Here is a 16,832-nt window from a genome sequence, read left to right as displayed (position 1 = left end):
TTTTCTGATAAAATTTTGCGTAGTTGTTAAAGAAAACGAGGTGTCATTTTATGCGTGTAATTGCAGGAAGTGCAAGAAGTCTCAGATTAAAAACTTTAGACGGGATGGACACAAGACCAACGACTGACCGTATCAAAGAAACACTGTTCAATATGATCGGTCCGTCAATGTTTGACTGTGTATTTCTTGATCTCTTTGCGGGAAGCGGCGGGATCGGAATTGAAGCGCTCAGCAGAGGAGCTCGCGAAGCTGTTTTTGTAGAGAATAATCCGAAGGCAATGATGTGTGTTAAAGACAATCTGAAGTTTACCAAATTAGAAGGCAAGGCGGTTACATTGACTACAGATGTTATGAATGCGCTTTACAAGCTGGAAGGTGAAAAGGTATTTGATTATATTTTTTTGGATCCTCCGTATGACAGAGGATTCGAAAAGAGGGTATTAGAATATTTATCGGATTCAAGTCTTGTCTATGAAGATACCCAGATCATTGTGGAAGCGTCAAAAGAAACTGATTTTTCGTATTTACAGGATTTGGGATTTGAAATTATCAGAGAAAAAACGTATAAAACGAATAAGCACCTGTTTATCGAGAAGGCGGGGAAAGAGGAAGTATGTTAAGAGCAATTTATCCGGGCAGTTTTGATCCGGTTACTTACGGTCATATAGATATTATGCGAAGATCATGCAAAATTGTTGACGAATTAATTGTCGGCGTATTGAGCAATAAAGCAAAAATCCCGTTGTTTTCTGTAGAAGAACGTGTTAAAATGTTAAAAGAAGTGACAAAAGATCTTGATAATATCCGAATCGTTCCGTTTGATGGACTTTTAGTGGAGTTCGCTTCGCGTATGAATGCCGGACTTGTGATAAGAGGACTGCGGGCAATCACAGATTTTGAATATGAACTTCAGATGTCACAGACAAATCAAAAACTGGATCCGAATATTGAGACGATGTTTTTGACGACGAGTATTGAATATTCTTATTTAAGTTCTACAACAGTAAGAGAGATTGCTGCTTTTGGGGGAGATTTAACACAATTCGTGCCGGAGGCGGTAGCTTTGGAACTTGAAAAAAAGATGAATACAAAAGGAGAGTGTAACAAATGAGCAGCCGTATTGAGCAGATTATCGAAGAGATTGAAGAGTATATTGACCGAGACTGTAAATTCCAGCCGCTGTCAACTACCAAGATTATTGTGAATAAAGAACATTTAGAAGAGCTTTTGAGAGAACTTCGTCTGAAAACTCCTGACGAGATTAAACGTTATCAGAAGATTATCGCAAACAGAGATGCGATTCTTGCGGATGCACAGGCAAAGGCGGATGCGATGATTGAAGAAGCGCAGGTACAGACGACAGAGCTTGTCAGCGAGCATGAGATCATGCAGCAGGCTTATGCGCAGGCAAATGAGATTGTAACGCAGGCTACGGCACAGGCTCAGGAGATTATAGATAACGCAACGAGTGATGCAAATGCAATCAGGATCGGAGCAATCCAGTATACAGATGATCTTATGGCAAATGCCGAAAGTATTATCGGACATACACTTGATAGTTATACAACAAAATACGATGGTCTGATCAGCTCCCTCCAGGAATGTTATGAAACCGTTCGCGCAAATCGCGCAGAACTTGATATCCCAACAGAAGAAGAGTCCGGAATATATAATTCTCAGGACGATTTATTCTAGGGTGACGGATATTTCGACTATTTTTAATTATATATGATACAATAAAAGCAGACGCTTTTAAGAAAAAAGAGATGCCTTTCAAGCAAGATTGTTTGGAAGGCATCTTTTGTACCGGAAAGCAGCGGTATTGAAAGCCGATGTGCACATGTTCGACTTCCGGAGGACATCTTTTCGAAATGTGACAGATCTAGTGTCGGAAAGTGTTCAAAAATGGGAACTTTTGCAGTTATCTGGATGTAGCGTCCATTCATCTGAAATACATTTTCAAGAAGTATTAAAAATAGAAGAACTCTGTTCATTTGTCTGAAAAAGCGTTACAATCGTTTCAGAAGGACGGGGAGGTGTTCCAGAGATCAGAAAGAACAAACAGAGTGCATGGGTTTAGGTTTAGATGGAATGCAGAAAATGAACGGCGCGATTAATGTTGATTTCATGACTGAGGAAGAGATTCATCAGAAGCTAGAAGCGGGATATAAGGATATGGAAAGCGGAAAAGTTCGGGAGGCATCGATTGTATGATACAAAACAAACGATAGAACAAGTAACAGACTTTGCAAAAAAAGCAACCGCTTTGGGATTTTATAAGCAATATCGGGTATCTGCGGAATTGGGTTCTCAGATTGCTGGCATGATGGAGAAAGAATTCATAGACTATTTAGAAGAGAATGGTGTTTCCGTATGGAAATAGAAAAAAGATATAAAATGCTGGCAGATACATAAAAAATGAGGGAAGCACATAGAATAAAACCGGTATGAGTTGTCCTTGACAAAGGAGTTTGTTGAGGATATCACTATACCTAGTGATCGCACTACGGAAACTTGAGAAGCCCGTAGTCCGGAAGGCCCCTGCGGGGGCCTTTCGTTATTGTATCAAGAAAACCACGCGATAGTCGCGTGGTTCCGTGAAAGCTTTAGCGGTGTATTCAGAAATAAAAACTCCTAATGTGTATAATAAAAACGTGACCTGCCAGTTACGTAAATAAAAACACATTAGGAGGACCGTATAATGTCAGAACAAAATACAGACGTAAAAAGCTTAGCACATACAAAATGGAATTGCAAATATCATGTAGTGTTTGCACCTAAATATCGAAGGAAAGTATTTTATAACGAAAAGAAAGAAGCAATTCGTGAAATAATCCGAACACTGTGCCAATGGAAAGGTGTTGAAATCATCGAAGGAGAAGTATGTCCGGATCATATTCATTTACTTCTGAGTATCCCGCCCAAAATGAGCGTTTCGGGATTCATGGGATACTTAAAAGGAAAGAGTAGCCTAATGATATTTCAGAGATTCGGAAATATGAAATTTGCATACCGAAACCGCGAGTTTTGGTGTAAGGGATACTATGTTGATACAGTAGGGAAGAACACGGCAGCAATAAAAAGTTACATAGCCAACCAGCTAAAACAAGATAAGGAAATGGATCAGATTAGTCTATTCGATCCGCGAGACCCGTTTACGGGTAGCAAGTAATCCTGCGCGTGGCTGGCAGGCCAATAAAAGACGCACTTGTGCGTGGCTAGTAATATTAGGGCTATGCCCGAAAATGAAAAACCACCCGCTAGGCGGGTGGATGTTTATTTTCGGGGAAGTACAAAGGCGGCGGGGAAATGAAGAAAAAAGGATTTTTAACATAATGTTAGCAGTTATGACAAAGTTCAGAAATGTGTGTGCTCATAGTGATCGTCTGTTTGACTTTCGTACCAAGGATGCTTTATGTGATATGAAAATTCATGAAAGACTTTTCTTACCAAGAGAGCAAGGAAGATATGTGTATGGAAAAATGACTTGTTCGCACAGTTGATTATCTTGAAACTTTTATTGCCGGAAGATGAGTTTAAAACACTTTTCCACGAATTAAAAATTTGAGTGTATGAAGAAAAGTCTGTAATTAAGATTTTCTATGATAATGATAGGGGGGGGGAAGCTCGTTCCGGAGCTTTCAACCCTTGTTTTGGAACTTTATGGTTTTGTGGACATTAACACCACAACAGGTTAGATAATAAGTCGGACTCCTTTCGTAAAAGGTTTCATTATATTGTAAAGCCATTGAAAGTAGATATTATAAAAAAAGCAGTACATAACCATACGCTGCAGCGGCCGAAATTACAGCTGTTATTATTTTCTGGATTAAATATGGAATGAAAGGAATTCCGGAAGAATGAATCATACTTTTTGTCTGTGCGAGCGCGCATAATCCCCCGAATGAAGTTAATGCAATAATGAGCGGATATGAAACAGCAATATTCTCGAATCTCTCAAAAAGAATGATAATTCCGTTTGTCAGTTCCAAAACAGGAAGAAGATAAAAAAACGCAGGAATATCCGTGGAAAATTTTGTGAGAAGGCGTATAAAAACAGAAAAGATAATGATATAGCCGCCTACCTTTACAATGTTTTCAAAACTATCCATCATACATTCGTCGAATGTGCGGAAGGAAAACGGATTGTTTTTACATTCTGTCTGGCGCAAGGATTCTCCGTATGATTCACTATGTTTGAAATAAAATCTTCTGAAAAAGAAACTAAGAAAAATCGGAACCGCAATTAATATGATAAGCGTTGGAACAAGTAACGTCCGATCACGCAAAATCTTGTGTATAATAAAATTAACGATAAAAACAGGACTTGTATTATTACAGAAAGATAACAGATAAGCAGCCTCAGAGCGTTCGATCTTTTTTGTACACACAAGATCTGCGGTAACTTTTGCACCCATCGGATAACCGCATAAAAATCCGGCAATAACAGAAAATGCCCCTGCGGCAGATACGGAAAATATTTTTCCGAGAGGTTTTCCAAGTACATTTGCTATTATATTTAGTCCTCCGCTTTTTAAAAGAATAGCAGTAATAAACATAAATGGAAAAAGTGTAGGAAAAATTGTGTTAAACCAGAGTAAAAGTCCGTCTGCAGCACCTGTAAAAACGATATCAGGAGAAACGAGCATTGCAAGAAAAAGAAAAACAGTCAGACTTCCGGCATTGAGAAAACCTATTTTTTTTAATAAGTTTTTACTAGATGAGCATTTCACAATTTTTACTCCTTTTTTCCAGAAACAAAATCATATAGTAATGCTTATGATGCACACATCTTTTGTATGAAAATATCATATAGTGAAAGACAGAATAAAATGTGTTTTTTATATTGACAAAAAACGGAAGGGGCAGAGTGTGAGAAAGTTTCAAAAAGGGAAAAGAGACTTTTTTAAAAATTTTACAATTTTGTCTTCCGTACTGTTTTTCTGCGTATTGCATTCGGCTATATGGATTCCGAAACTTCAATATCAAAGCGAGAAAAGCCGATTGTCGGAAGATATTGTGTATTCCAATTTTTTTCGCAGACAGCCTGTATCTGATGAAGTGTTAAAAAAATTGAAAGAAAGTGAAGATCCGGGAAAGTTTCTCGGTTTGTACTGGCTGGAAAGTGATTTTGAAAGGGAAAAAACAGTCGGAGATATTACAAAATCAGAAAACAGATGGAAAAAAGCAGAGAGGTGGAACTCGTATGTCAGTGTCTGTCGGGCAATCTGGAATGACCTGGAATATTTTCCTGTAGCGGAAACTAATTTTGGGAAAGCGAACGTTTCTTTTTCAGATTCGTGGATGTTGGATCGGACTTACAAAGGAGATAGAAAACATGAAGGGACAGATATTATGCCGTTTGTCAATAAGCGGGATTACTTTCCTGTCGTAAGTATGACTGACGGGATTGTAACGTCGGTCGGTTGGTTAGAATTAGGTGGGTATCGTGTTGGAATCACTTCACCGGGAGGCGCTTACTTTTATTATGCACACTTAAGTTCTTATGCCGGAATAAAAGAAGGAGATCCTATATCAGCGGGCGATGTGATCGGATTTATGGGAGATACGGGATACAGTAAAAGAGAAGGGACAACAGGAAAGTTTCCTGTGCACTTACATCTTGGAATTTATATTTATAAAGACGGAAAAGAAATCAGTGTCAATCCATATGCAGCGTTAAAATATGTTGAAAACAGAAAAATCAAAGCATACTCAGACAGGTAGAATAATCATCGGAAAGTCTTTTATGAAGAGGCAAAACATGATATGATAGATAACACATGAAAAAAGAGTTGTGAAAAGCAACAGAAAACAGAGGAAATATTATGAATCTACCGATTGAATTTGAAGAAAAAATGCAAGATCTGCTTGGCGGGGAATATAACGATTATTTAAAATGTTATGAAGAACCCCGCCATTATGGACTCCGTGTAAATACATCCAAAATATCAATAGATCGTTTTTTAGAGATTGCTCCATGGCCGCTTCGTCCGATTCCGTGGATTGAAAACGGTTTTTATTATGATGGAGAAAAATATCAGCCTGCAAAGCACCCGTATTATTTTGCGGGATTGTACTATTTGCAGGAACCAAGCGCAATGACGCCTGCAAACAGACTCCCTATCGAAGCCGGAGACCGAGTGCTTGATGTGTGCGCAGCGCCGGGAGGAAAAGCGACAGAGTTAGGGGCAAAGTTAAACGGATCGGGAGTTTTGATCGCGAACGACCTGAGTAATTCAAGGGCAAGAGGACTTTTGAAAAATATTGAACTTTTCGGAATCGGAAACGTTCTTGTTTTAAGTGAAGAACCCGGAAAGCTTGTGAATTATTTTCCGGAGTATTTTGATAAGATCTTGATCGATGCGCCGTGCTCCGGAGAAGGCATGTTTCGCAAGGACAGAAAAATGGTAAAGGCATGGGAAGAACATGGTCCGGAATTTTTTGTAAAAATTCAAAGAAGCATTATTACACAAGCGGCGCAGATGCTGAAACCGGGCGGAATGCTACTTTATTCTACATGTACTTTTTCACCGGAAGAAAATGAACAGACGATTGAATTTCTGTTACAAGAATACCCTCAATTTAAGATTTGTGATATCAAAGGATACGAAGGGTTTTCAGATGGGATTTTAAAAGCTTCTTTGAGCGGCAATGAACAGTTAAAGAAAACAATCCGCATTTTTCCTCATAAAATGGAAGGAGAAGGACATTTTATCGCGCTTTTAAAAAAAGAAGAAGAGACAGTTTCAGAAAACTTAAAGGAAAAAGAAAAAAACAATCGAAATAAAAATGAAAAAGAAAAAAGATTACCGGACGAACTTACGGAATTTTTGAAAAATGTAAAAAGAAAATTCGATTCATCCAGAATTGATATGCGGGGAGAAAATGTATATTATATGCCGGAAGGTCTTCCAAAGTTAAACGGAGTGCGGTTTTTACGGTCCGGGCTACTCTTGGGAGAATTGAAAAAAAGGCGTTTTGAGCCAAGTCAGGCGCTGGCTATGAATTTGAAAAAAGAAGAATATGAAAATGTACTAGATTTTTCGGTTGATGATGAACGGATTATAAAGTATTTAAAGGGAGAGACATTGGAAGTTGAAGATCTCGTTTCCTCAAAAGAGAAGGGGTGGTATCTCGTATGCGTAGACGGTTATCCTCTCGGTTTTGGCAAGCTGTCAGGACAGATGTTGAAGAATAAGTATCTGCCGGGATGGCGGTGGCAGTCATCATGAAATTGCGGTTAGATAAATATTTGACGGAAATGGGATGCGGCACAAGAAGTCAGGTGAAAAAAGAGATCTTAAAAGGAAGCGTTTCCGTCAATGGAGAGATAGCAAAGAAAGCTGAGCGGAAAGTTGATACAGAAAAAGATGAGATTATATTTAAAGGAGAAAAGATCTTTTATGCAGGGTATGAATATTTTATGTTGAATAAGCCTGCCGGAGTTGTGTCTGCAACGGAAGATAAAAAAGAGCGTACAGTCATAGACCTGATCAAAGAAAGCAAAAGAAAAGACTTATTTCCCGCGGGGCGGCTTGACAAAGATACAGAAGGTCTTCTTTTAATTACAAATGACGGGCAGCTTGCGCACCGCCTTCTTTCCCCGAAAAAGCATGTGGATAAAATTTATTATGCAAAAATCAAAGGAATTGTGACAGAAGAAGATGTACGATTGTTTGAGAAAGGCGTACATATCGGAGATGAAAAACCTACGATGCCGGCGGCGCTTGAAATTCTTTCTGTACAAAAAGAACGGCGGAAAGAAAAGATAAAAGAGCAGAAAATATTGCCTGAAACAAAAAATGAAACAGATGAAAAGGAAGACGGATATTCGGAAATCTATCTTACAATCAAAGAAGGTCGTTTCCATCAGGTGAAGCGTATGTTTCGTGCGGTAGGAAAAGAAGTTGTTTATTTAAAAAGGATTCAGTTTGGAACATTGACATTGGATCCGTCTTTAAAACCCGGACAATATAGAAAATTAACAGAAGAAGAGGTAGAACAATTATGTTGACAGGAAAAAAAGCGGTCATTTTTGATATGGATGGATCACTTGTAGATTCGATGTGGATCTGGCCGGAAGTTGACCGTATTTATATGGATAAATATCACTTGACTGCACCGGATACATTTCACAGAGATATAGAGGGGATGAGTTATGTAGAGACCGCACAATATTTTGTCGATACCTTTACAACATTAAATCAAACAGTAGAAGACGTAATGCAGGAATGGCGGGATATGACAGTTGAGCTGTATGCAACGAAAGTATTTCCAAAGGCCGGCGCAGTTGAGTTTCTGGATTTGATGAAACAAAACGGTATCCGTCTCGGTATTGCCACAAGCAATGATCGGGAAATTGCAGAAGCTGCGCTGAACGGACGGGGACTGACGAAATATTTTGATTCTGTACGTACTTCTTCGGAAGTTGCGGCAGGGAAACCTGCGCCGGATGTCTATTTAAAAGTCGCAGACGACATGAATGTAGACCCGAAAAACTGTCTTGTATTTGAAGATGTTATCAATGGAATTCTGGCAGGAAAGAACGCGGGCATGGAAGTGTGCGCTGTAGCAGATGATTTTACAAAAGCAGACGAAGCGGAGAAAAAGGCTGCCGCGGATTATTTTATCCGAGATTTTTTTGACGTTTTAAAAAACACTTACGAAAGGTGCTGAATTGAAAAATATGAACCATGATTTTTTACCTGTATGCAGGGAAGATATGGAAAAACGCGGGTGGAAGAGCGTTGATTTTGCCTATATTATCGGAGACGGATATGTGGATCATCCGTCTTTTGGTCATGCGATCATCAGCCGTCTTTTAGAATCAAGAGGATATCGTGTCGGAATTATTTCTCAACCGGATTGGAAAGATCCGGAAAGTATTTGTATTTACGGAGAACCGCGACTGGGATTTCTTGTTTCTGCCGGAAATATGGATTCGATGGTAAATCATTATTCTGTATCGAAAAAACGAAGAAGAACAGATGCTTATACCCCAGGCGGAGAGATGGGAAAACGCCCGGACCATGCCTGTGTTGTGTATGGAAATCTGATACGACAGAAATATAAAAAGACCGCAGTAATTATGGGCGGTATCGAAGCAAGTTTAAGACGTATGGCACATTATGACTATTGGTCGGATAAATTAAAACGGTCAATCCTTCTTGATTCCGGTGCGGATATTGTTTCTTACGGAATGGGAGAACGCTCGATCCTGGAGATTGCCGAAGCTTTAGAGGCGGGAATACCAATCGAAGAAATTACTTATATTGATGGTACTGTCGTTAAAATAAAAGAGAAAGAAAAAATATATGACGCCCAGTTTCTGCCTTCTTATGAGGAGCTAAAAGCAGATCGGAAAATGTATGCAAAAAGCTTCTATACACAATATTTAAATACGGATGCATTTAGCGGGAAACGACTTGCAGAACCTTATTCGGAACATTTATATGTCGTTCAGAATCCGCCGTCAAAACCGTTAAGTGTTACAGAAATGGATGATATTTATGATCTGCCGTATATGAGGACTTATCATCCGTCTTATAAAGCGAAAGGAGGAATCCCGGCAATTTCGGAGATCCGCTTCAGCCTGATCAGCAACAGGGGATGTTTCGGAGGATGCAGTTTCTGTGCGCTTACATTTCACCAGGGGCGTATTGTACAGGTCAGAAGTCATGAATCGCTTATAAAAGAAGCGGAACAAATGGTTGAAGAAAAAGATTTTAAGGGATACATCCATGATGTAGGAGGTCCGACCGCAAATTTTCGTCATCCATCTTGTGAAAAACAGCTTCGGCACGGTGTATGCGCGACAAAGCAGTGTCTCTTTCCTGCTCCTTGCAAAAATATAGATGCAGATCATAGTGATTATGTTGCACTATTACGAAAATTAAGAAAGATCCCGAAAGTAAAAAAAGTATTTATCCGTTCGGGAATCCGATTTGATTATTTGCTGGCAGATAAAAAGAATACATTTTTAAAAGAACTATGTCAGTATCATGTAAGCGGACAACTGAAAGTGGCGCCTGAACATATCAGCGCTCCCGTGCTTTCTTTGATGGGAAAACCGGAACATCGAATATATGAAGAGTTTACACGACAGTTTAAGAAAATGAATGAAAGACTCGGAATGGATCAGTATCTTGTCCCGTACCTTATGTCTTCTCATCCGGGATCAACGTTAAAAGAAGCTGTTGAACTGGCAGAATACTGCCGTGACCTCGGATATATGCCGGAGCAGGTGCAGGATTTTTATCCGACACCTTCTACGCTTTCAACTTGCATGTATTATACGGGAATCGATCCGCGCACCGGTCAGTCTGTTTATGTTCCGAAATCCCCGCATGAAAAAGCGATGCAGCGCGCTTTGATTCAGTATCGTGATCCGAAACATTATGACCTTGTTTTGGAAGCTTTGAGAAAAACGGGAAGAATGGATCTTGTCGGCTACGGACCAAAGTGTCTGATCCGTCCCGGACGTGAAAAAGACAGTACAAATACAGGACGTGAAAAACAAGTAAATACAAGTAAAAAGCCAGCTTATAAAAAGATAGATAAGAAAACAAACTATAAGAAAAAGACAATCAGAAATGTGCATAGAAAGAAATGAGGATAAATGAAAATGAGAGTTGCAGTTGTCACCGGAGCGTCATCAGGTATAGGAAGAGAGTTTGTTCGTCAATTGGAATATTTTTATAAGGATCTCGACGAAATATGGGTAATTGCACGAAGGGAAGAACGGTTGGAGCAGCTTAGGAAAGAAGTTAATGTTCCGCTTCGCATTTTTGCGGGAGACTTACAGAAAAAACATGTATACAGACAATTTTATACAGAGCTTTGTCAATGGCACCCTAATATAAGAATGCTTGTCAATGCAGCCGGTTTTGGCAAAAGCGGAACTTTTTCGGAAATTGCCGAAAAAGGAAAACGGATTCATACGGATATGATCGATCTGAATTGCACTGCGCTTATCCGCATAACGCAAATGACGCTTCCTTATATGAAGATGGGAAGCCGTATTATAAACATGGCAAGTGCGGCGGCGTTTTGTCCGCAGCCTTCTTTTGCTGTTTATGCGGCGTCTAAAGCATGTGTTTTAAGTTTTTCACGTGCTCTGGGACAAGAATTAAGAGAAAAAAGCATTTATGTGACGGCAGTTTGTCCGGGACCTGTGGAAACAGAATTTTTCGAGGTGAGCGGAGAATTAAAAAATCCCCTCAAAAAGCTGAATATGGCGGCGGCAAATAAAGTTGTTCATAGAGCTCTTATTGACAGCAGAAAGAAGAAATCTGTTTCTGTATATGGAGCAGGAATAAAAGCGGCAGAAATTATGACAAAACTGCTGCCGGTAAGTCTTATTTTGAAAGCGGAGGAACTATTTGTATCATGAAAAAGACAGAAAAAGGAATGCCGGGATATTTAAATTATAAAAGAAAAATAGAAATCATAAGAACGCTTGCCTATTTTGGCATCGTGATCGCAATATTGCTTCTCGGATATTTTCAGACAGGAACAAAATTAAATCTTCTTACAGTAGTAGCTATTGTCGGATGTCTTCCGGCATCGAAAGCGCTTGTAGGAGTTATTACACGCTTTCCTTATCGTTCGATCGATGGAGAACGAGCGAAAGAAATCGCGTCAAAAACTGATCTTCTGACTGTTTGTTATGATATGGTGATCACGAGCAGAGATCATATAATGCCTGTTGACTGCATTGTGATATCCGGACATAATATTTTCGGATATACCCATTATAATAAAGTAAACACGACAGAACTTGCCGATCATATAAAAACAATTTTAGCACAAAACGGTTACAAAGGATTTCAAATTCGTATATTAAATGAGTATAAGCCGTTTATTACAAGAGCGGAAGGTTTAAATAATATTGCGGCTGTCGAACAGGAAGATACAAAAACAAAAGAAGAAACGGTACGTGGTCTTATTCTAAACATCTCTATGTAAATAAAAAGGAATTAAGTCAAATGAAAGAGATAGAAATCAACTCAAATGAAGCGGGACAGCGATTTGATAAATTTTTAGGAAAATATCTGGATCAGGCTCCGAAAAGTTTTCTCTATAAAATGCTTCGTAAAAAGAATATTACATTAAACGGGAAAAAGGCTGCGGGAAATGAAATTTTAGCTCTCGGCGATAATGTGAAGTTGTTTTTTTCGGATGAAACAATTAAAAAATTTTCAAAAACTTCAGAAGAAGTTTTTCGGCCGGTACAGAAAAATACCGCTAAAAGCAAAGTAAAACTGAATGTATTATATGAGGATGAAAATGTGATCTTTCTGAACAAACCGGTCGGAATGCTTTCCCAGAAAGCAAATCGGGAAGATACTTCTCTTGTAGAATATTTAATAGAGTATCTTTTGGATTCAGGGCAGGTAACAAGAGAGGAACTAAAGACTTTTCATCCCGCGGTATGTAACCGGCTCGATCGAAATACGAGCGGGATCGTTGCGGGAGGAAAGACACTGAGCGCGCTTCAGATATTAAATGAGATGTTCCGAACAAGATCATTGGAAAAATATTATTTGTGCCTTGTTTCGGGAAAGATAAAGGACGGACAGAGGATTTGCGGATATTTGAAAAAAAATACAAAAACAAATAAGGTATCTGTCACAAAAGAAAAGAGGGAAACAAAAGAAGCGCTTCCGATTGAAACAGAATATACCCCTCTTTTTGTTTCTGATCATGTAACACTTTTAAAAGTACACCTAATTACGGGAAAAACACATCAGATCCGTGCACATCTGGCAGCGATCGGTCATCCGATCATAGGAGATTATAAATATGGAGATTTTAAAATAAATGAAGCCTATAAGAAAAAATATGGGTTGAAAACACAGCTTCTTCATGCTTATCAGCTTTGTTTTCCGGATGTGGAACTAGTAAAAAATCTGCCAAACAGGCAGATCATTGCGCCTGTTCCCGATTTATTTAAAAAGATCTGTATTGATAAAGGAGTGAACAATAATGGCTGCATGGAATTCAAGAGGTCTTCGGGGTTCGACCTTTGAAGAACTTATCAATCAGACAAATGAACAATATGAACAGATGAACCTTGCCTTAATACAGAAAATACCGACGCCTATTACTCCTGTAAAAATTGATCAGGGAAGCAGACATATTACGCTTGCATACTTTGATAAAGTAAGTACAGTTGATTACATAGGAGCAGTACAGGGAATTCCCGTATGTTTTGACGCAAAGGAATGTAAGACAGATACGTTTCCTCTTGCAAATGTCCATGAACATCAGATTGAGTTTATGCAAAAGTTTGAAGAACAGGGAGGAATTGCTTTTCTGTTGATTTATTATACGACAAGGGATGAGTTATACTATATGCGGTACAGGCAAATACAAAAATTTTGGGATCGTGCGAAAAACGGCGGCAGAAAAAGTATTCGATTTGATGAATTGGAGTCAAATTGGTTTATGGAACTGAAAAGAGGATATTTTGTCCCTTATCTGGATTGTATACAAAAAGACCTTGACAGAAGGGATTGACAGATTGAACGAAACTTCGTATAATATCCGAAAGAGTTTAACGAATTAGCATAGTAAAGTGAAGGGGGTTTTATTTGCGATGGAACAAAAATTACATACGCCTGAAGGAGTAAGGGATATTTACAGCAGGGAATGTGAAATAAAACTCACACTACAGAAAAAATTAAATCAAGTTCTCCATTTATATGGATATCGCGATATTCAGACTCCGACGTTTGAATATTACGATGTATTTAGAGAAGAGATCGGTTCTACTTCTACACAGGAGTTATACAAATTTTTCGATCGTGAAGGAAATATATTGGCTCTTCGTCCGGACATTACTCCATCGGTTGCAAGGGCGGCGGCTACACTTTTTGATACTGAAGATTTTCCGCTTCGTTTTTGTTATGTCGGAAACACTTTTATCAATCATACAAGCTATCGCGGCAAGTTAAAGGAAAATACACAATTCGGCGCGGAACTAATCGGGCTTGATTCTGTTGAGGCAGATGCGGAGATGATAGCAATGGTTGCAGACGCATTGAAAAAGACGGGACTGGAAGAATTTCAGATTAGTATCGGTCATGTCGATTTTCTCCAAAGTATTTTATCTGCAGCGGAGTTAGACGAGGAAACTGTGGAACGTATACGGGAATTGATCGGAAATCGCAACTTTTTCGGAGCAGAAGAGCTTCTTGAAGAAAAGGATGTAAAAAAAGAAATCAAAGAGGCGTTTGCGATCCTCCCGGAATTAATGGGAACAGAGGATGTTCTGGACAAGGCGCAGCAATTTGCAATCAGCGACAAAGCAAAAGCCGCCATTGAACGACTTCGTCAGATCAATCATCTTCTTTGCCTGTATAATGCTTCGGATCATGTAACTTTTGATCTGAGTATGAGCGGAGGTTATGGTTATTACACCGGAATCGTATTTCGGGCATATACATACGGAACAGGTGATGCGGTTGTAAGAGGCGGAAGATACGATCATCTTCTTGAAAAATTCGGAAAAGAGACTCCGTCTATTGGATTTGCGATCATTGTAGATGAATTGATGAACGCTCTTTCAAGACAGAAAATTTCGGTAGACACGATAAGGCGGAACATCATTGTATATAACGAAGAGACTGAAAGCAATGCGATCATCCTTGCCGGTAATTTTCGGGAAAAGGGACGCTGTATCGAATTGATCAGGCAAAAAGAAGGACAGGATAAATCGCTGTATGAATCATATGCAAAAAGAAAAAATGCTGCGGCTTTAATCTATCTTTGCGACGATAAAAAGTTGGAAATGACCAATTTGATTACAGGAGAAAAGAAAACGGCAAACATTGCAGAATAATTGCCGTCAGTATAAAAGGAGCAGAATATGAGATATTTGACATTTGCCCTTACAAAAGGAAGGCTCGCAGGAAAAACGATGAAAATGCTTGAGAGTCTTGGTATTACTTGTGAGGAGATGAAAGAAAAAGATTCACGAAAACTGATTTTTACAAATGAAGAATTAAAACTGAAATTCTTTCTTGCAAAAGGCCCGGACGTACCGACATATGTAGAATACGGAGCGGCTGATATAGGAGTTGTCGGAAGGGATACGATTATTGAAGAAGGACGAAAAGTCCACGAAGTCTTAGATCTCGGTTTCGGAAAATGCAAAATGTGCGTCTGCGGACGTCAGGAGACAAAAGAACTTCTGAATCGTCATGAATTAATCCGGGTTGCGACAAAATACCCTAAAATTGCAAAGGATTATTTTTATAATAAGAAGCATCAGACAGTCGAACTGATCAAAATGAATGGTTCTATCGAACTTGCTCCGATTGTTGGTTTGTCAGAGGTGATTGTTGATATTGTAGAAACAGGAACGACTTTGAACGAGAACGGTCTGGTTGTTCTGGAAGAAGTATGTCCGCTTTCAGCAAGAATGATCGTTAATCCGGTGAGCATGCGTATGGAGAACGATCGGATAAAGAAAATAGTCACAGATTTAAGAGAACTTTTACGAGAGGAGCAATGCGGCCATGCGAATTGAAAAACTGAATCAAACTACGAAAAAAAATCTTTTGGAAGATTTACTCAAAAGAAGTCCGAATAGCTATGAGATGTATGAAGAACAGGTAAAAGCAATCTTAGATAATGTGAAAAAAAGAGGAGATGAAGCCCTTTTTGAATATACAGAAAAATTCGACGGCTTCTGTCTTGATCAGCAGTCTGTTCTTGTAAAAGAAGAAGAAATTGAAGAAGCTTATACTCAAGTCGACAGAGGATTGATTGAGATAATCAGAAAGGCTTTGAAAAATATTGAGACGTATCATGAAAAACAGAGACAGTACAGTTGGTTTGACAGTAAACCTGACGGAACGATCCTTGGTCAGAAAGTGACGGCTCTCGATCGGGTAGGCGTATATGTGCCGGGAGGGAAAGCTGCATACCCTTCTTCGGTTCTTATGAATATCGTTCCGGCAAAAACAGCGGGAGTAAGAGAAATCATAATGGTTACTCCGCCCGGAAAAGACGGAAAAGTAACTCCCACCACACTTGTTGCGGCAAAAGAAGCCGGAGCGGATAAAATCTATAAAGTCGGAGGCGCGCAGGCGATTGCCGCTCTTGCTTACGGAACGGAAAGCATATCGAAAGTAGATAAGATCGTCGGCCCGGGGAATATTTATGTCGCACTGGCAAAAAAGGCGGTATATGGTCATGTTAGTATTGACTCTATCGCAGGTCCGAGTGAAATACTCGTGCTTGCAGATGAAACGGCGAACCCGCGTTATGTTGCCGCAGATCTTTTGTCTCAGGCGGAACATGATGAAATGGCAAGCGCGATTTTAGTGACAGTAAGTATGGAATTGGCAGAGAAAGTTTCCGAGCAGACAGAACTTTTTATCAGTCAATTATCACGGGGAGAGATTATCAGAAAATCTCTCGATAATTACGGACATATTCTTGTGGCGGATACAATGGATGAGGCGATTGACGCCGCAAATGAAATTGCATCAGAGCACCTTGAAATCATGACTGCATCCCCATTTGAAGTGATGACAAAGATCCGAAATGCAGGCGCTATATTTATCGGGGAAAATTCAAGCGAACCGCTTGGCGATTATTTTGCGGGACCGAATCACGTTCTTCCGACAAACGGAACTGCAAAATTTTTCTCTCCTCTTTCTGTAGATGATTTTATTAAAAAATCAAGTATTATTTCCTACTCAAGGGAAGCACTTGAAAAAATTCATTCGGATATCGAACGGTTTGCCGAAGCTGAACATTTGACAGCTCATGCAAATTCGATAAAGGTTCGTTTTGAATCAGAACGAGGAGAGTAA

19 protein-coding genes are annotated in these 16,832 nt (G+C 39.3%); 18 read left to right on the top strand and 1 reads right to left on the bottom strand.

All coding sequences use genetic code 11. From position 1 onward, the window contains the following. Window positions 1-50 precede the first annotated feature (50 nt). From rsmD to tnpA, 6 genes are all read left to right on the top strand, one after another. The gene (rsmD, locus tag ACH9UM_RS04385) at window positions 51-620 is read left to right on the top strand and encodes a 16S rRNA (guanine(966)-N(2))-methyltransferase RsmD (protein WP_004845073.1); all 570 of its coding nucleotides are present in this window, start codon (window positions 51-53) and stop codon (window positions 618-620) included. Continuing rightward, window positions 614-1,111 (top strand): pantetheine-phosphate adenylyltransferase, encoded by a 498-nt coding sequence (gene coaD, locus ACH9UM_RS04380; RefSeq protein WP_004845074.1) that lies wholly within the window; start codon window positions 614-616, stop codon window positions 1,109-1,111. The genes rsmD and coaD overlap by 7 nt, the downstream gene beginning before the upstream one ends. Beyond that, window positions 1,108-1,695, top strand: a complete 588-nt coding sequence (locus ACH9UM_RS04375; protein ID WP_004845075.1) for a hypothetical protein — start codon at window positions 1,108-1,110, stop codon at window positions 1,693-1,695. Before coaD ends, ACH9UM_RS04375 begins: the two co-directional genes overlap by 4 nt. A 375-nt stretch (window positions 1,696-2,070) precedes the next feature. Next, a complete protein-coding gene (locus tag ACH9UM_RS04370; protein ID WP_004845076.1) occupies window positions 2,071-2,214 on the top strand; it encodes a hypothetical protein in 144 nt (47 codons plus the stop codon). After that, window positions 2,207-2,383 carry a UPF0175 family protein gene (locus ACH9UM_RS04365; protein WP_004845077.1) on the top strand — a complete coding sequence of 59 codons (177 nt, stop codon included), beginning with the start codon at window positions 2,207-2,209 and terminating at the stop codon, window positions 2,381-2,383. The genes ACH9UM_RS04370 and ACH9UM_RS04365 overlap by 8 nt, the downstream gene beginning before the upstream one ends. Window positions 2,384-2,701: 318 nt before the next feature. Further along, entirely contained in the window at window positions 2,702-3,172 is a 471-nt protein-coding gene (gene tnpA, locus ACH9UM_RS04360) for an IS200/IS605 family transposase (protein WP_004845078.1), read from the top strand. A gap of 589 nt (window positions 3,173-3,761) precedes the next feature. On the opposite strand, the gene ACH9UM_RS04355 is transcribed toward tnpA, so the two are convergent. Then, the gene (locus ACH9UM_RS04355) at window positions 3,762-4,733 is read right to left on the bottom strand and encodes a nucleoside recognition domain-containing protein (protein WP_009320594.1); all 972 of its coding nucleotides are present in this window, start codon (window positions 4,731-4,733) and stop codon (window positions 3,762-3,764) included. A 139-nt stretch (window positions 4,734-4,872) separates the two neighbouring features. On the opposite strand from ACH9UM_RS04355, the gene ACH9UM_RS04350 reads away from it, so the two are divergent. The 12 genes from ACH9UM_RS04350 (at window position 4,873) to hisD (ending at window position 16,832) form a co-directional block, all read left to right on the top strand. Then, window positions 4,873-5,727 (top strand): M23 family metallopeptidase, encoded by an 855-nt coding sequence (locus tag ACH9UM_RS04350; RefSeq protein ID WP_009320593.1) that lies wholly within the window; start codon window positions 4,873-4,875, stop codon window positions 5,725-5,727. 101 nt (window positions 5,728-5,828) lie between these two features. Next, window positions 5,829-7,235, top strand: coding sequence for an RsmF rRNA methyltransferase first C-terminal domain-containing protein (locus ACH9UM_RS04345; RefSeq protein ID WP_400092059.1), 1,407 nt, complete (start codon window positions 5,829-5,831; stop codon window positions 7,233-7,235). Then, window positions 7,232-8,017 (top strand): pseudouridine synthase, encoded by a 786-nt coding sequence (locus ACH9UM_RS04340; RefSeq protein WP_004845085.1) that lies wholly within the window; start codon window positions 7,232-7,234, stop codon window positions 8,015-8,017. Before ACH9UM_RS04345 ends, ACH9UM_RS04340 begins: the two co-directional genes overlap by 4 nt. Continuing rightward, a complete protein-coding gene (locus tag ACH9UM_RS04335) occupies window positions 8,011-8,679 on the top strand; it encodes an HAD family phosphatase (RefSeq protein WP_004845086.1) in 669 nt (222 codons plus the stop codon). The genes ACH9UM_RS04340 and ACH9UM_RS04335 overlap by 7 nt, the downstream gene beginning before the upstream one ends. A gap of 10 nt (window positions 8,680-8,689) precedes the next feature. After that, window positions 8,690-10,615 (top strand): YgiQ family radical SAM protein, encoded by a 1,926-nt coding sequence (locus ACH9UM_RS04330; protein WP_004845087.1) that lies wholly within the window; start codon window positions 8,690-8,692, stop codon window positions 10,613-10,615. 12 nt (window positions 10,616-10,627) lie between these two features. After that, a complete protein-coding gene (locus ACH9UM_RS04325; RefSeq protein ID WP_009242667.1) occupies window positions 10,628-11,395 on the top strand; it encodes an SDR family oxidoreductase in 768 nt (255 codons plus the stop codon). Beyond that, window positions 11,392-11,970, top strand: coding sequence for a hypothetical protein (locus ACH9UM_RS04320; RefSeq protein WP_004845089.1), 579 nt, complete (start codon window positions 11,392-11,394; stop codon window positions 11,968-11,970). Before ACH9UM_RS04325 ends, ACH9UM_RS04320 begins: the two co-directional genes overlap by 4 nt. Window positions 11,971-11,990: 20 nt before the next feature. Further along, window positions 11,991-13,034, top strand: a complete 1,044-nt coding sequence (locus ACH9UM_RS04315; RefSeq protein WP_004845090.1) for an RluA family pseudouridine synthase — start codon at window positions 11,991-11,993, stop codon at window positions 13,032-13,034. Next, the gene (locus tag ACH9UM_RS04310; RefSeq protein WP_004845091.1) at window positions 12,991-13,524 is read left to right on the top strand and encodes a Holliday junction resolvase RecU; all 534 of its coding nucleotides are present in this window, start codon (window positions 12,991-12,993) and stop codon (window positions 13,522-13,524) included. Before ACH9UM_RS04315 ends, ACH9UM_RS04310 begins: the two co-directional genes overlap by 44 nt. Window positions 13,525-13,603: 79 nt before the next feature. Then, on the top strand, window positions 13,604-14,848 hold the full coding sequence (gene hisZ / locus ACH9UM_RS04305) for an ATP phosphoribosyltransferase regulatory subunit (RefSeq protein ID WP_004845092.1): 1,245 nt from the start codon (window positions 13,604-13,606) through the stop codon (window positions 14,846-14,848). A gap of 27 nt (window positions 14,849-14,875) precedes the next feature. Beyond that, a complete protein-coding gene (hisG, locus tag ACH9UM_RS04300) occupies window positions 14,876-15,538 on the top strand; it encodes an ATP phosphoribosyltransferase (protein ID WP_004845093.1) in 663 nt (220 codons plus the stop codon). Then, complete coding sequence (gene hisD / locus ACH9UM_RS04295; protein WP_004845094.1) at window positions 15,528-16,832, top strand: histidinol dehydrogenase; 1,305 nt, start codon at window positions 15,528-15,530, stop codon at window positions 16,830-16,832. Before hisG ends, hisD begins: the two co-directional genes overlap by 11 nt.

It is taken from the genome of Mediterraneibacter torques (assembly GCF_044591705.1).
Lineage (GTDB): Bacteria > Bacillota > Clostridia > Lachnospirales > Lachnospiraceae > Mediterraneibacter > Mediterraneibacter torques.
The sequence above is the reverse complement of the archived record's forward strand: the minus strand, read 5'-3'. Positions and strand labels throughout refer to the sequence as shown.

Coding starts and splice junctions, on each gene's coding strand:
- ACH9UM_RS04340 (WP_004845085.1), top strand. CDS start 7,232: ATGAAATTGCGGTTAGATAAATATTTGACGGAAATGGGATGCGGCACA.
- ACH9UM_RS04315 (WP_004845090.1), top strand. CDS start 11,991: ATGAAAGAGATAGAAATCAACTCAAATGAAGCGGGACAGCGATTTGAT.
- ACH9UM_RS04370 (WP_004845076.1), top strand. CDS start 2,071: ATGGGTTTAGGTTTAGATGGAATGCAGAAAATGAACGGCGCGATTAAT.
- ACH9UM_RS04335 (WP_004845086.1), top strand. CDS start 8,011: ATGTTGACAGGAAAAAAAGCGGTCATTTTTGATATGGATGGATCACTT.
- ACH9UM_RS04310 (WP_004845091.1), top strand. CDS start 12,991: ATGGCTGCATGGAATTCAAGAGGTCTTCGGGGTTCGACCTTTGAAGAA.
- ACH9UM_RS04320 (WP_004845089.1), top strand. CDS start 11,392: ATGAAAAAGACAGAAAAAGGAATGCCGGGATATTTAAATTATAAAAGA.
- hisG (WP_004845093.1), top strand. CDS start 14,876: ATGAGATATTTGACATTTGCCCTTACAAAAGGAAGGCTCGCAGGAAAA.
- tnpA (WP_004845078.1), top strand. CDS start 2,702: ATGTCAGAACAAAATACAGACGTAAAAAGCTTAGCACATACAAAATGG.
- hisD (WP_004845094.1), top strand. CDS start 15,528: ATGCGAATTGAAAAACTGAATCAAACTACGAAAAAAAATCTTTTGGAA.
- hisZ (WP_004845092.1), top strand. CDS start 13,604: ATGGAACAAAAATTACATACGCCTGAAGGAGTAAGGGATATTTACAGC.
- coaD (WP_004845074.1), top strand. CDS start 614: ATGTTAAGAGCAATTTATCCGGGCAGTTTTGATCCGGTTACTTACGGT.
- rsmD (WP_004845073.1), top strand. CDS start 51: ATGCGTGTAATTGCAGGAAGTGCAAGAAGTCTCAGATTAAAAACTTTA.
- ACH9UM_RS04325 (WP_009242667.1), top strand. CDS start 10,628: ATGAGAGTTGCAGTTGTCACCGGAGCGTCATCAGGTATAGGAAGAGAG.
- ACH9UM_RS04375 (WP_004845075.1), top strand. CDS start 1,108: ATGAGCAGCCGTATTGAGCAGATTATCGAAGAGATTGAAGAGTATATT.
- ACH9UM_RS04330 (WP_004845087.1), top strand. CDS start 8,690: ATGAACCATGATTTTTTACCTGTATGCAGGGAAGATATGGAAAAACGC.
- ACH9UM_RS04345 (WP_400092059.1), top strand. CDS start 5,829: ATGAATCTACCGATTGAATTTGAAGAAAAAATGCAAGATCTGCTTGGC.